The organism is Martinezella rhizogenes, from assembly GCF_000799715.1.
GTDB lineage: Bacteria > Pseudomonadota > Alphaproteobacteria > Rhizobiales > Rhizobiaceae > Rhizobium > Rhizobium rhizogenes_C.
In genome coordinates, this window is the sequence record NZ_JUHG01000013.1 from 606,307 (window position 1) to 620,796 (window position 14,490).

A 14,490-nucleotide genomic window follows, 5' to 3' on the forward strand; every position below is an offset into this window, starting at 1 on the left:
TATGGTCTGCTCGCGGCGCCAAAAGGACGCCTTGCGGTGGGTCGGGAGCCTGTCGCGCCGGTTCAGACAAAGTCATGCCGGCATCAAACGGGAGGGATATGGATGCGCGATAAAATACTGTCTCGCGGCGTGACACGTCGCGCCGTTCTCGGGGGCATGGCGGGTGTTGCGGCCTTGTCCCTTGCCGGCCGAGCCGCTGCCGCAGGCGGCGAAGCCCCCGCATTGGCCGAGCTCGTCAAGGGCGGAAAGTTGCCGCCTCTGGCCGCACGACTGCCGAAAAAGCCGATGATCGTGACACCTTTCGAAAAGGTTGGCACCTATGGCGGAACCCTTCGTCGCGGTCTGAGAGGCTCGTCGGACCATAACGGTATCCTGCGCATGGTGGGCAATCAGAGTCTCGTGCGCTGGAACATGGAATTCACCAAGGTTCTGCCCAATCTTGCCGAGCGTTGGGACGTCAACGACGATGCCTCGCAATTCACCTTCCATCTGATCGAGGGCGCGCGCTGGTCGGACGGCCATCCCTTTACCGCCGACGACGTCGTTTTCGCGATCGAAGACTGCGTGAAGAACACCGACCTTTATAGCGCGGCACCTGCGCAGTTGTCGGTGGCGGGCAAGGTAGTCAATGTCGAGAAGATCGACGACTTCACGGTGAAATTCACCTTCGCGGCACCCAATGCGCTCTATTTGGAAAATCTCGCAACGCCGCTCGGCCAGCATCCGACGCTGTTTCCGAAACATTACTGCAGCCAGTTCCTGCCGAAATACAATCCGAACGTCGCCGAGGACGCTAAGAAGGCGGGTGCTAGCAGCTGGCCCGAGCTTTTCCGGGCGCGCTGCGGCGATATCGAAATCCCGTCGCGCTGGGGCAATCCCGACAAGCCGACGCTCGATCCCTGGGTGGTGAAAGAGCCCTATACCGGCGGCGCCACCCGCGTCGTCATGACCCGCAACCCTTATTTCTGGCAGGTCGACACCGAAGGTAACCAGCTTCCCTATATCGACGAGATCAACTTCGGCATTTCGCAGGACGTCGAATCCCTGATGCTGAATGTCATCTCCGGAAAAATCGATATCCAGGAGCGTCATATCAGCGTGCTCGCCAACAAGCCGACGCTCTCGCAGAACATGAAGAAGGGCGATTATCGCCTTCTGACGCTCGTGCCCGCCACCTCGCAACAATGCCAGATCTATTTTAACATCACCCACAAAGATCCGGCCATGCGCAAGATGTTTGCGGACAAGTCGTTCCGGCAGGCGCTGTCTCTCGGCATCAATCGGCCGGAGGTGATCGACATCGTCTATTTCGGCCAGAGCGAGGGCTATCAGGCCGGGCCTCGTCCCGAACATCCGTGGTATCACGAAAAACTCGCCCGCCAGTTTACCGAATACGATGCCGACAAGGCGGGTGCGATGCTGGACAAGGCGGGCTACGACAAAAAGGACGGCAATGGCTTCCGTCTGAGGCCGGACGGCCAGAAGATCTTCTTTGCCGTCGACGTCATTCCGACGCTCTATCCGGATCTCGTCGATGCTCTGGAGCTGGTCAAGGCGCACTGGGCGCAGATCGGTATCGACATGAAGGTCAATACGATCGAGCGAGCGCTTTACTATACACGCGGCGACGACAACGCCCATGATGCGCAGGTCTGGCCGGGGCCTGGCGGCCTCGATCCCATGCTCGACCCACGCGACTTCTTCGCCTTCCACCCGCAAGGCTCGCGTTACGCCATTCCGTGGTCGGTCTGGTACACCTCGAACGGCAAGCAGGGCGAGGAGCCGCCGGAGAGCCAGAAGAAGCGCATGAAGCTCTTCGATGAGGCACGGGCGACCGCCGACCTCGACAAGCGCGGCGCGGTGATGAAGCAAATCTTCGAGATCGCCGCCGAGGAATTCGAGACCGTCGGTCTCTGCCTTGCCGTCGGCGGCTTCGGCGTCATTCGCAACAATCTGCGCAATGTCCCGGAAAAGCAGCCCGATAGTTGGTCCTGGCCCAATCCGGGGCCGGCCATGCCGCAGCAATTTACCTTCACGAGCTGATTTTGCAGATCGAGCGCCGCCCCGGCGGGCGGCGCTATTTTCAAGCGCGCCGCGCGACGCCGATGATGGGCCTTTCCGGGCCTGCCAGTTTCGAAGAGCGGCGTTCAATGCAGGGACAGGGACGCTTCATGCTGGCCTTCATCACCAAACGACTTCTGTGGATGATCCCGTCGCTTTTCGCGATCAGCTTCCTCGCCTTCGTGTTGATCCAGTTACCGCCGGGCGACTACGTGACGACCTATATCGCCACGCTCGCCTCCTCGAACGAGATCGTCGATCAGAATACCGCGGCGCAACTGCGCGAGCGTTTCGGCCTCGATCAGCCGATGATCGTGCAATATCTGAAATGGATATGGGGCATCCTGTCGCGCGGCGATTTCGGTATCTCCTTCGAATGGCAGCAACCGGTCTCCGGCCTCATCTGGGAACGGATGGCGCTGACGCTGGTTCTTGCGCTGGCGACGCTGATCGCCACCTGGGCGATCGCATTGCCGATCGGCGTCTACTCCGCCGTCAAGAAATATTCGATCGGCGACTATCTCTTCACCGCCTTCACCTTTCTCGGCCTTGCCATTCCATCCTTCCTGCTGGCGCTGGTGCTGATGTATGTCGCGGCCGTGGAGTTCGGCCAGGATGTCGGCGGCCTGTTTTCGTCCGAGTACGAGACAGCGTCCTGGAGCATCGCCAAGATGCTCGACCTTCTCAAGCATATATGGCTTCCGGTCATCATCCTTGCTGTCTCCTCGACGGCAAGCCTCATCCGCGTCATGCGCGCCAACATGCTCGACGAACTGCCGAAGCCCTATGTGACGACGGCCCGGGCAAAAGGCCTGTCCGAGTTCAGACTGCTGGTGAAGTATCCTCTGCGGATCGCCCTCAATCCGTTCATCTCGACGATCGCCTGGCTGCTGCCCAACCTCATTTCCGGTTCCGTCGTGGTGGCGATCGTCCTCAATCTGCCGACGGCGGGACCGCTGCTGCTGCAATCACTGATGGCGCAGGACATGTATCTCGCCGGCGCCTTCGTACTTTTGATCTGCGCGCTGACGCTGATCGGCTCGCTGATCAGCGACATCCTGCTCGCGCTGGTCGATCCCCGCATCCGGTTGGAATAGGAGCCTCCCATGGCCGACATCGCCGTCACAAATATTCCGCCGGACCGCGCCGCCGTCGCCTCGCAATGGCAGCTGATCTGGTGGGCCTTCCGCCGACACAAGCTTGCCATGGTGGCCCTCTTCGTCACCGTGGCGATGTATCTCGTCGCCATCGTTCCGGGCTTCTTCGCCATAAACGATCCTTACCTGCAAAATGCGCGGGCGACGTTTCATCCGCCGCAGAGAGTGCATTTCATCGAAACCGATAACGGCTTCTCCCTCGGCCTGCACTATTATCCGCTGAAGCTCAGCCGCGACCCGGAAACGCTGGCCGCCATCTTCAAGGAAGACAGGACGAAGCGGGTCGATGTCAGCCTGTTCGGCTGCGGCTACGAATATTCGGTGCTGGGCCTTTTCAACTCCAACATCCATCTGCTCGCCTCTTCCGACAAATCGACGCCGCTGCTCCTGTTCGGCGCGGACCGACTCGGCCGCGATGTCTTCAGCCGGACGGTGCAGGGTTCGCAGATCTCGCTGTCGATCGGTCTTGTCGGCGTCTTCTTCTCGCTGCTGCTCGGCATCGTGCTCGGCGGCGTCTCCGGCTATTACGGCGGCCGGCTCGATTTCTTCATCCAGCGACTGATCGATTTCGTGCTGTCGCTGCCGACGATCCCGATCTGGCTCGCCATGGCTGCTGCTCTTCCGCAGGGCTGGCCCGCAGCACTTCAATACATGATGATCACCATCATCCTGTCGCTGACCGGCTGGGCGCAGCTCGCCCGCGTCGTCCGGGGCCGTTTCCTGTCCCTGCGCACGGAGGAATTCGTGGCAGCAGCTAGGCTCGACGGCGCCCGCGAGAGCCGGATCATCTTTCGCCACATGCTGCCGAGTTTTGCCAGCCATATCATCGCCTCGATCACGCTCGCCGTGCCGGCGATGATCCTTGCGGAGACGTCGCTGTCCTTCCTGGGGCTCGGCCTGCAACCACCGACCATCTCGTGGGGGGTATTATTGCGCGAGGCCCAGAACATCCGCTCGATCGCCACGGCGCCATGGCTCTTCATGCCGGGCCTTGCCGTCGTTATCGCCGTCATGGCGCTCAACCTTCTCGGCGATGGCCTGCGCGATGCGGCCGATCCCTATAACAAATGAGGCCGGCATGACCGATATCGTTTCCATGACGGGCGTCAGGCCGCTTCTGCAGGTGAAGAACCTGAGCGTCGACTTCCCCTTGCGTACCGGCAATTTCCGCGCGGTCGACAACCTCTCCTTTTCGATCGAACCGGGAAAGACGCTCTGCGTCGTCGGCGAGAGCGGATCGGGCAAATCTGTGACGGCGCGCTCGATCCTCCAGATCGTTGATGCACCCGGCTGTATCGCCAGCGGCTCCATCATTCTGAACGGGTCCAACGGAAGCTCCATCGACATCGTCGGCCTCAATCCGCGCGGCCGTCAGATCCGCGCCATCCGCGGGCGCGACATCGCGATGATCTTCCAGGAGCCAATGGCCTCGCTCTCGCCGGTGCATACGGTCGGCGACCAGATCATCGAGGCGCTGCGCCTTCACACCAGGATGAGCAAGGCGGAGGCGCGCACAGAAGCCATATCGCTGCTCAAACAGGTGGAGATCCCCTCGCCGGACAAAGCGGTGGATCGATACACATTTCAATATTCGGGCGGCATGCGCCAACGCGCCATGATCGCCATGGCGCTCGCCTGCAAGCCGCAACTCCTGATCGCCGACGAACCGACCACGGCGCTCGATGTGACCACGCAGGCCGAAATCCTCGACCTGATTGCCCGGCTGCAAAAAGCCTACGGTATGGCGGTGCTTTTTATCACCCATGACATGGGCGTGGTGGCACAGATCGCCGATGACGTGCTGGTCATGCACAATGGCGTCGCTAAGGAATATGCACCGGTCGAGCAGATCTTTCACGCGCCGAAGGACGACTATACGCGCATGCTGATCGGCTCCGTCCTGAAGCTCGAGGAGAAGGCCGAGATCAGGCTGGCACGGCCGCCGCTCGACAGGACGGCGGCCCCTATTCTCGAACTGCGCAACGTGTCGATGGCCTTCGGTGAAGTGAGAGCGCTCGACGATATCTCCATATCGCTGCTTCCGGGCGAAACGCTCGGGATCGTCGGGGAGAGCGGCTCCGGCAAGACCACCATGGGCCGCTCGATCATGCGTCTCCTCGATCCGACAGCCGGCGAGATCCTCTATCGCCGCGCCGATGGCGGCATCATCGATCTGGCGACCGCGAAGGGAGAAAGTCTCGCAGCCGCGCGGCGTGAATTGCGCATGGTTTTCCAGGACCCCTTCGGGTCCCTCAATCCCCGCATGACGGTCTCGCAGATCATCGGCGAGCCGCTGCTCGTCAACCATATCGCCAAGGGCCGAGCCCTCGACGAGCGCGTTTGCGACCTGATGGAACAGGTGGGCCTCGATCCGAAGACGCGCGAACGATATCCGCATGCTTTCTCCGGCGGTCAGCGCCAGCGCATCGGCATTGCCCGCGCCATCACCCTCAACCCGCGCATCATCGTCGCCGACGAAGCAACCTCGGCGCTCGATGTATCCGTTCGCTCCCAGGTGCTCGACCTGTTGATGCGGCTGCAGGACAAGCTTGGCCTTGCCTATATCTTCATCAGCCACGACATTGGCGTCATTCGCTACATGTGCGACCGCGTCGGCGTGATGTACAAGGGGCGGCTCGTCGAGGTCGGCGATGCGGACAAGGTCTGCAACACGCCTGAGCACGCCTATACGCAAGCGCTTATCTCCGCCATTCCCCGCCCAGATCCGCGCGATCGGGATCACTCGCGGCGTTTCCGCTACGTCGAACCGGACGTGCTGAAAAACGGCAGTGCCGCGTGATGACGATCGCGCCGATACCCCTCATGCGCGGAGCTCCCTTCCGCGCCATGATCGTTGCAATCGATAGAAGGACAGACAGATGAAGATCGACCGCATGCGGGTTTTCATGACCCGGGACAAGGACCGCCCCCGCGTTATCGTCGCACTCGACACGGATGATGGTCTGACGGGCTGGGGCGAATGCTACAATCACGGCCCCGACAAGGCGTTGCCGCCTATCCTGGACTATCTCTACGGTTTCCTGTCCGGCGAGGACCCGACCCGTATCGACTATCTGGTGAACCTGCTGATCCAGCAAAGCCGATTCCCGCCGGGAGCACTCGGACTTTCCGCCATCTCGGCGCTCGACCATTGCCTGTGGGATCTTTCCGCCAAGGCCGCGAATGTTCCGGTCTACAAACTGCTCGGCGGCGCCGTCCGCGACCGCATCAAGGTCTATGCCGGCGTCTACACCGCGCCGGATGCTCCGGCTGCGCGCGACGAGTTCGATCGCCTCAACGCCGAATGGGGCTTCACAGCCTTCAAGCTCAGCCCCTGGCGCGTCGACATCCACGCCCATCGCTGGGGCAATGTCGTCAAGGCGTCAGCGGATTATTTCCGCTCGCTGCGCGAGACCGTGCGCGACGATTATGAGATCGCCTTCGACGCGCACGCACAGATTTTCGAGCCGGTTGCCGCAAGGCAGCTCGGCAATGCGCTGGCACCTTACGATCCGCTATTCTACGAGGAGCCGCTGCGTCCGGAAAACATCGACATGTGGGGCGACCTCAAGCAGGGGCTGAATTGCGTGCTGGCGACCGGGGAGTCGCTCTACAATCGCAACGAATTCCTGCGCCTGCTTCAGGTCAAGGGCGCCGACCTCATCCAGCCCGACATCTGCGTCGTCGGCGGTATCAGCGAGATGCGACGCATCGCGACACTTGCCGAAGCCTATTTCGTCGGGGTGGCGCCGCACAATCCGATGGGGCCACTGGCAACTGCCGTCAACGTACACTTCTCGGCGGCCACGCAGAACTTCCGCATCCTCGAATACCGGCTGCCCAAGGGCCAGGCCTATGTCTATGGCGGCAAGGATATCGAAAAGCGGCAGGGCGAGACGCGTTATGTCGTCGACCCCTATTTGCCGAAGGACGGCTATCTGGAGCTCAGGCCCGACAGGCCCGGCTGGGGTGTCGAGATGGACGAAAAGGCGATGGAAGAGGAAGGCTACATCCATTGGCAGCGTCGCGTCCCCAAACGCCCTGATGGTTCCTATGCCTTCGCTTAAGTGAGTGGTTGGGTCGGCATGCTGCCTCGATGGCCATCATGCCGACCCCGGCTCACGCTTATCGCGAGCTCATAAAGATTGGATTCAGTCTTTTTTCGTAATTCTCCGTTAGCAATACATGCTGGTGAACTCCCGATAGCATGGATCGTGCTGTCGACCCTTGTTTTGCGTGCGGGCTCCTATGCGTCTTTCGGCTGTATCAGCAATCCTTCTTGCTTCCCTGGCATTGTCAGGTTGCTCCACCAGTTCCGGTGCGGGCGACCTCGCGGCCGGGCTGCCCTCACCCGAAACAACCAACTCCATCACCCGCTCAGACGGTCCCGTACCCGCGGCCAGTGTCGGCGAAGTGATTGCGCGGTCGGAACAGCAGCAGGGCCTATACGCTTCGCCAGGCCCTCGCCCGCAAGCGTTCCTGTCGGTGAGCAAGACGGAGAGCACGCCGCTCCCCGCGGAAAGGCCAGTGGCCTTGCTAATGCCCGCCAATCCCAGGATCAGCAGCATAGCGCCGCAGACACGCTCACCGATCTATAGTCACCGTTTTCGCGACGCCAAGCCGATCAATTTCGGCGTCTCCTCGCCAAGAAAGCTTGCCGTGCATGGAGTCGACGTTTCGCGCTGGCAGGGTGATATCGACTGGCAAACGCTGCGAACGCAGGGCGCGAACTTCGTCTACATCAAGGCAACCGATGGCGGCGATCATCTCGACCCGATGTTCAGGCAGAACTGGCGCAAGGCCAAGGAGGCTGGGCTAAAGCGCGGCGCCTATCACTTCTTCTACTGGTGCCGGACCGCCGGCGAACAGGCCGACTGGTTCATCCGTAACGTCCCGAAAGAAGCGGGCGCCCTGCCGCCGGTGATCGACGTCGAGTGGAACGGCGAATCGAGCTGCAAGCAGCGTGTCTCGCGGGAGCGTGTCCTCGACAAAATGCAGGTCTTCATGGACAAGCTCGAGCGATATTACGGCCAGCGTCCGATCATCTACACCGCACCGGACTTTTATCGTGACAATCTGAGGGGCGCGTTTCTCGAACACCCCTTCTGGCTGCGTGCGGTGGCCGAACATCCCTCAAAGGTCTATCCGGGCCGCAAGTGGCTGTTCTGGCAATATTCGGGTTCCGGCCTGTCGCACGGCGTCGAAGGCCGAATCGACCTCAATGCCTTCCATGGCAGCGAAGACGAGTGGCAAAATTGGGTGGCGACGAACTGAGCTCATCAATCCCGATACCCCACCTGAGCCGGATAACTCCACCGCGATTGCCTCACCGTAGCAAATATTGACATATTGTTCTACGAATCCCATAATTAATGGGTGGAAAGGAAGGGTATGCAGATGACATCGGAAAGCATTCATGTCCGCGTGGGCGGGCCGCTTCAGGCCCATATCCGGCAACAAATCGGCGAGAGCGGTCTCTACGAAAATGCCAGCGAATACATCCGCGCACTTATCCGCAAGGATCTGCAAAGCCAGGATCACGCTTGGGAATGGCTGCGCAAGCAACTGGAACCCGCCCTGCGGGCTGATGAAAGTGAATTTAAGGCTGTTTCGGCCGAAGATGTGATCCGGCGGAACCAGAAGAAAACCCGTTAGACATGACCGGATACCTTTTCTATCCGACTGCGGACGCTGCGCAGGATCGTATTTGGAACGACACAGTCGCGACTTGGGGGGAGCAGCAAGCCGCGAGCTATATCCGTGGCTTGCACGCGCACCTGCAGAAACTCTCCGAAACTCGAGCGCTCTGGCGCAGGCTTCCCAATAATCTCGTTATACCTGCTGACCTCGGAACGCTCGCCTACTTCAGCCGATACGAACGGCACTACGTGTTTTTCCGGGAACTCCCAAGCGGCATGATCGGCGTCATGAGCATCCTGCATGACCGGATGGACGCACCCGTTCGTCTTGCCGAAGATCTTGCCACACTCGCCTCGCACCCCATTGAGGAATAGCCAAGTCAAACAACTCATTCAATTCGCCGCCAAGCGCTTCAATACTGCGTGAAATCGCCGGTTTCCGACTGCAACAACGTCAGAGGATAGCGGGCCGGATGGTGCACGAGCGCCGTCATGTTCACCGGCCGATTGCGATCGTCGAAGGCGATCTGATCGACAGTCAGAACTGCGGCTGGCGGCGTAAGCTCCAGGATAGCCGTTTCTTCATCGGTGGCGATGCGCGCGCTTAATGTCGTCTGTCCGCGCTTCGGATAAATCCGGTAGCGTTCGCGCAATTCCGCATAAAGAGAACGGTTGGCAACGCCCCAGTCGAGATCCAGGAGACCGGCGACGCGGCCAGCGGGAATCCAGTCGGTCTGTATGACCGCCGGTATATTGTCGATCAGACGCAATCTGGTGAGTACGACCACTTCCGCACCAGGCGCGAGGAACAGCGGACGGCTTATGTCGAGTGGCGCGCGAACGATGCTGGCCTCAATCAGGCGATGGCCGGGATTGCGGCCGTTGGCCAATGCGGTGCTGGTAAAACTCTTCAAGACCTGCAGCTCGAACCCACCACCATGCTCGGTGACGTAGAGCCCCTTGCCCGGCTGGCTTTGGACCACGCCCTGCTGAATCAGCTCGCGAATCGCGTGGCGAACCGTGATGCGGCTGACATTGTAAAGATCGACGAGTTCTCGCTCGGACGGCAGCTTGCCGCGCAAGGGAAGCTTGCCGTCGCGGATGGACGCCAGCAGCGCTTCGTACACTTGCTTGTGCAGGGGGCGCGGATCGCCTCGATCAACCATGTCTTGTGTTTCAATCAACGTTCCCTTGCTCTGGCGCGTGTTCAAATGCCGTTTCCCTCGTGACCTCATTCAGGCCTTCGCCATCTTTGACGCAAATCTCTTGAAAGTCCATATTGACATGACTGGTCATAACCAGTCCTATTAACGCCAAGGAGCCGTAGAGTTCCGCACGATGCCAAAGCGTTATCACAATCAAGGGAACGGTTCATGTTTAAGAAAAGCCTTGCTGCCCTGTCGCTCTGCGCTGGCCTTTGGACGGTCTCGGCCCATGCCGAGACAATCTCCGTCTTCTGCGCGCCGACAGAATTTGAGTTGTGCACCAACGTCGCCAATGCCTGGAAGGAGAAGACAGGCAATGAGGCAAAGATCAACAAGATGCCCGCGCTGCTGGACGATGCGATCCCGCTCTACCAGCAGCTGCTTGCGGCGAAATCGACCGATGTCGACGTCCTGTTTCTCGACGTCATCTGGCTCGGCATGTTCAAGAGCAACCTGCTCGACCTCAAGACGCTGATCCCGCAGGCCGATCAGGACAAGCATTTCGCATCGACGCTTAACGCCGCGAAACTGGGCGGCAACCTTGTCGCCATGCCCGCCTATATGGATGTCGGGCTGATGTTCTACCGCAAGGATCTGCTGGAGAAATACGGCAAGCAGCCGCCGAAAACCTGGGACGAACTGGCGACGACCGCCAAGGAAATCCAGGACAAGGAACGCGCCGCCGGCCACCCCGACATGTGGGGCTATGCCTGGCAGGCAAAGAGTTACGAAGGGCTGACCTGCGATGCCATCGAGCTCATCGCCTCGAATGGCGGCGGCACGATCATTTCCGATGACGGCAAGGTGACGATCGACAATCCGCAAGCCGCCGAGGCAATCGGCAAGGCCAAGGGCTGGATAGGTTCAATCAGCCCGGACGGCGTGCTGAACTATGACGAGGAAGCGTCGCGGGCGATCTTCGAATCGGGCAACGCGGTCTTCCACCGCAATTGGCCCTATGTCTGGGGGACATCGCACCAGACAGGAAGCGCCATCATCGACAAGGTCGGCGTCATGCCGCTTCCGGTCGGTAAAGAGGGGCAAAAGTCCAGCGGTTGCCTTGGGCCGATGTATTACGGCGTGTCGAAGTACTCCGCCAAACCGAAGATCGCCGCCGACTTCGTCAACTTCATCACCGGCCCCGACATGCAGAAAATGCGAGCCCTCAAGGATGCGGTCAATCCGTCCATCCCAGCGCTCTATAGCGATTCCGAGATCCTGGCCAAGATCCCCTTCCTCAAGGACAACCAGCAGGCCTTCGCCGACAGCGCCGTGCGCCCGTCGGGTTACACCGGCACCAGCTACAACAGGGTGTCACAGGCCTTCTATCGTACCGTCCATGACATGCTGTCCAGCGGAACCGATATCAAATCCGGCCTGACGTCGCTCGCGGGCCGGCTAGAGAAACTCAAGGAAAGCCGCTGACACCACCTTGAGCGCCGGCGGGAGGATATCATCTTCCCGCCCGCCAAACGTGCCGCTGTCTCGCCGCCGCCTTGAGGTGGCGAGCCTTCCATGATCATAAGGCCCGGGTGTAAAATGGCATCGGTTTCGCTTGAATCCGTTTCAAAGAACTTTGGTACGCATAACGTCATTCAAGACGTCAATCTCCAGATCAACGACGGTGAGTTCGTCGTCTTCGTCGGCCCTTCCGGCTGCGGCAAGTCGACACTTCTGCGCATCGTCGCCGGGCTCATCTCCGCGTCGAAGGGCGTGGTCAGCATCGGGGGTGACGATGTCACCGATGTGCCCGCCTCCAAGCGCGGCGTCGCTTTCGTCTTTCAGTCCTATGCGCTCTATCCGCATATGAGTGTCGCGCGCAACATCGGCTTTGCCCTGGAAACCCTGGGCATGGGGCGCGATGCGGTTCGGCAGAAGGTAGCATCGGTCGCCCGCATGCTGAAGGTCGATCATCTGCTCGAGCGCCGGCCACGGGAATTGTCCGGTGGCCAGCGCCAGCGCGTGGCGATTGGCCGTGCGCTGGTGCGCCAGCCGGAAATATTCCTTTTCGACGAACCGCTTTCCAACCTCGATTCCGACTTGCGGATGGAAATGCGCATGGAGATCGCCAAGCTCCATGACGATCTCAAGACGACGATGATCTATGTGACGCATGATCAATCCGAGGCCATGACGCTCGCCGACAGGATCGTCGTTCTCAACCATGGCCGCATCGAGCAGATCGGAACGCCGCAAGAACTCTACCATGCGCCCGACAACCGCTTCGTGGCGGGATTTATCGGCAGTCCGCGCATGAATTTCCTGCCCGTCGCAATGCGCCATGCGGCAGGCGCCGACCGGATCGAAGGCCCTGGTGGCCTTTCCATCGGAGCGGCGGTGCAGGCTTCGACTGAGCCCGTCGCCGCAATCGGTATCCGGCCGGAGTCCTTGCGCCTCGTCGATGCGCTCGAGGGCCGCATCGTCGGAACGCTGGAGCGTGTCGAGGATCTCGGGCACGAGCATTTCGGCTATTGCCGCATCGCCGATGACGCCATCTGGGTGATCCGGCTTGCAACAGCGCCTGGGCAGCATCTCATAGGCAAACCTGTCGGACTGGATTTTGCCGACGCGGCCATGTTTGTTTTCGATGCCGACGGCAGGCGCCTGGCGCCGGATAGTCCGGAGGCAAGCGATCGATGAGCGCTCGACTTGCCCGCCGGGATCACCGGGCCGCATGGCTGTTTCTCGTCCCCATCATCGTGGTGATGCTGGTCGTCGCACTCTGGCCACTCGCCCGCACCTTCTTCTTCGCCTTCACGGACGCCTATCTCGACAATCCCTCCGCCTATTCCATGATCGGCTTCGATAATTTCATCGAGGTCATCCAGGATCATGGCTGGTGGGTCGCCGTTAAGAATACCCTCGTCTTCACCGTGATCTCTGTTGCGATCGAAACAGTTCTCGGGATCGCCATAGCACTTCTCGTTAACGAGGCGATCCCCGGCCGGGGGCTTGCCCGCGCCGCCATTCTCGTTCCCTGGGCAATCCCCGTCGTTGTCTCGACCAAGATTTGGGAATGGATGCTCAACGATCAGTTCGGCGTGATCAACAAGCTGCTCATCGAACTCGGCTTCATCGACCATGGCATTGCCTGGACCGCCAACAGCTCGCTGATCATGGGCGCCGTCATCTTTGTCGATGTGTGGATGACCACGCCCTTCATGGTGCTGCTGATCCTCGCCGGCCTGCAGCTGATCTCGCCGGAGATCTTCGAGGCAGCGGAAGTGGACGGCATTCCGGCCTGGAAACGCTTCTGGTCGATCACCCTGCCGATGCTGCGGCCGGCCATCGGTGTGGCGGTGCTGTTTCGTGTGCTGGACGCGCTCAGAATGTTCGACCTTGCCTATGTCATGGCCGCCAGCAACGAGAATGTCATGACCGTGTCGATCTACGCTCGCGACAGGCTGATCAGCTTTCAGGAACTTGGCGTCGGCTCCGCCGCATCGACCTGGGTATTTCTGCTCGTGGCACTTGCCGCAATCATCATCATCGGGGTGCTTCGCCTCGACCGGGCAGCGGGGCACTGACGCAGATGACAGACGCAATCATGCAAGGATCCGGCATCCAGAGACCCCAGCGCAAGTCGTCCTCCTATTATCGAATGAGGCGGCGGTGCGTCAGGGGCCTGCAGATCGTGGCACTCCTGTTCGTGCTCTTTTACACGCTCTTTCCCTATTATTGGGCTTTCGTCTCCTCGACCAAGCAAGGGGCAGCGCTTTACCACTCGGCGCTTCTGCCGGCCTTCGACTTCACCTACTACCGGCAATTGATCGACAATCCGGTGTTCATGCGGTCTCTTTTGAATTCCGTTTATGTCGCAACGACAACGACCTTTCTGTCGCTCGTCATCGGACTGAGCGCCGCCTACGCGCTCGGCCGCATCGATTTTCCGCAGCGCCGTGCAATGCTGATGATCGTGCTGATGGTCTCGATCTTCCCGCAGGTGGTCGTGCTGTCGGGCATGTTCGAGCTGATCAACTGGTTAGGGCTCTTCAATCGCCCGAGCGCGCTGGTGCTCACCTATCTGCTGTCGACCGTGCCGTTCACCACCTGGATCCTGACGACCTTCATTCGCGAATTCCCGCGCGAGCTCGAAGAGGCGGCGATCATCGATGGTTGCTCGCATTTCCGGATTCTCATGAAGATACTCCTGCCTTTGATGGGGCCATCACTCGCCAGCACCGGCATCCTCGCCTTCATTCTCGCCTGGAACGAGTTCCTCTTCGCCCTCACCTTCACCCTCACCGACGAAAATCGCACCGTCCCGGTCGCCATCGGCCTGATTGCCGGCACCAGCCGCTTCGAATATCCTTTCGGGCAGATCATGGCAGCCTCCGTCACCGTGACGCTACCGCTCATCATCGTGGTCCTCTTCTTCCAGAGACGGATCGTCGCCGGCTTGACGGCAGGTGCGGTAAAAGGCTGAGG

13 protein-coding genes are annotated in these 14,490 nt (G+C 60.4%); 12 read left to right on the plus strand and 1 reads right to left on the minus strand.

The features are described 5' to 3' along the window. Positions 1-102 precede the first annotated feature (102 nt). From EX00_RS14735 to EX00_RS14770, 8 genes are all read left to right on the plus strand, one after another. Positions 103-2,043: an ABC transporter substrate-binding protein gene (locus tag EX00_RS14735; RefSeq protein ID WP_047459037.1), complete on the plus strand. Its 1,941-nt coding sequence runs from the start codon at positions 103-105 to the stop codon at positions 2,041-2,043. 128 nt (positions 2,044-2,171) lie between these two features. Then, the gene (locus tag EX00_RS14740; protein WP_047460337.1) at positions 2,172-3,158 is read left to right on the plus strand and encodes an ABC transporter permease; all 987 of its coding nucleotides are present in this window, start codon (positions 2,172-2,174) and stop codon (positions 3,156-3,158) included. 9 nt (positions 3,159-3,167) lie between these two features. Beyond that, positions 3,168-4,289, plus strand: coding sequence for an ABC transporter permease (locus EX00_RS14745; RefSeq protein WP_047459039.1), 1,122 nt, complete (start codon positions 3,168-3,170; stop codon positions 4,287-4,289). A 7-nt stretch (positions 4,290-4,296) separates the two neighbouring features. Then, positions 4,297-6,018, plus strand: coding sequence for an ABC transporter ATP-binding protein (locus EX00_RS14750; protein WP_047459042.1), 1,722 nt, complete (start codon positions 4,297-4,299; stop codon positions 6,016-6,018). 79 nt (positions 6,019-6,097) lie between these two features. Further along, positions 6,098-7,285 carry a galactarate dehydratase gene (locus EX00_RS14755; protein ID WP_047459044.1) on the plus strand — a complete coding sequence of 396 codons (1,188 nt, stop codon included), beginning with the start codon at positions 6,098-6,100 and terminating at the stop codon, positions 7,283-7,285. A gap of 181 nt (positions 7,286-7,466) precedes the next feature. Further along, entirely contained in the window at positions 7,467-8,492 is a 1,026-nt protein-coding gene (locus EX00_RS14760) for a glycoside hydrolase family 25 protein (RefSeq protein WP_047459047.1), read from the plus strand. A gap of 123 nt (positions 8,493-8,615) precedes the next feature. Beyond that, positions 8,616-8,873: a ribbon-helix-helix domain-containing protein gene (locus EX00_RS14765; RefSeq protein WP_047460340.1), complete on the plus strand. Its 258-nt coding sequence runs from the start codon at positions 8,616-8,618 to the stop codon at positions 8,871-8,873. Between the two features lie 2 nt (positions 8,874-8,875). Then, positions 8,876-9,232, plus strand: a complete 357-nt coding sequence (locus EX00_RS14770; protein ID WP_047459050.1) for a type II toxin-antitoxin system RelE/ParE family toxin — start codon at positions 8,876-8,878, stop codon at positions 9,230-9,232. Positions 9,233-9,270: 38 nt separating this feature from the next. On the opposite strand, the gene EX00_RS14775 is transcribed toward EX00_RS14770, so the two are convergent. Continuing rightward, positions 9,271-10,023 (minus strand): GntR family transcriptional regulator, encoded by a 753-nt coding sequence (locus tag EX00_RS14775; protein WP_034522229.1) that lies wholly within the window; start codon positions 10,021-10,023, stop codon positions 9,271-9,273. A 207-nt stretch (positions 10,024-10,230) separates the two neighbouring features. Between EX00_RS14775 and EX00_RS14785 the strand changes: the two genes are divergently transcribed. The 4 genes from EX00_RS14785 to EX00_RS14800 all read left to right on the plus strand — a co-directional run bounded on the left by EX00_RS14785 (position 10,231) and on the right by EX00_RS14800 (position 14,488). Continuing rightward, positions 10,231-11,487 (plus strand): ABC transporter substrate-binding protein, encoded by a 1,257-nt coding sequence (locus EX00_RS14785; protein ID WP_047459059.1) that lies wholly within the window; start codon positions 10,231-10,233, stop codon positions 11,485-11,487. Positions 11,488-11,601: 114 nt separating this feature from the next. Next, positions 11,602-12,702 (plus strand): ABC transporter ATP-binding protein, encoded by a 1,101-nt coding sequence (locus tag EX00_RS14790; protein WP_047459062.1) that lies wholly within the window; start codon positions 11,602-11,604, stop codon positions 12,700-12,702. Next, positions 12,699-13,589, plus strand: coding sequence for a carbohydrate ABC transporter permease (locus EX00_RS14795; protein ID WP_047459064.1), 891 nt, complete (start codon positions 12,699-12,701; stop codon positions 13,587-13,589). Before EX00_RS14790 ends, EX00_RS14795 begins: the two co-directional genes overlap by 4 nt. A 5-nt stretch (positions 13,590-13,594) precedes the next feature. Further along, positions 13,595-14,488: a carbohydrate ABC transporter permease gene (locus EX00_RS14800; RefSeq protein ID WP_155294070.1), complete on the plus strand. Its 894-nt coding sequence runs from the start codon at positions 13,595-13,597 to the stop codon at positions 14,486-14,488. Positions 14,489-14,490 lie beyond the last annotated feature (2 nt).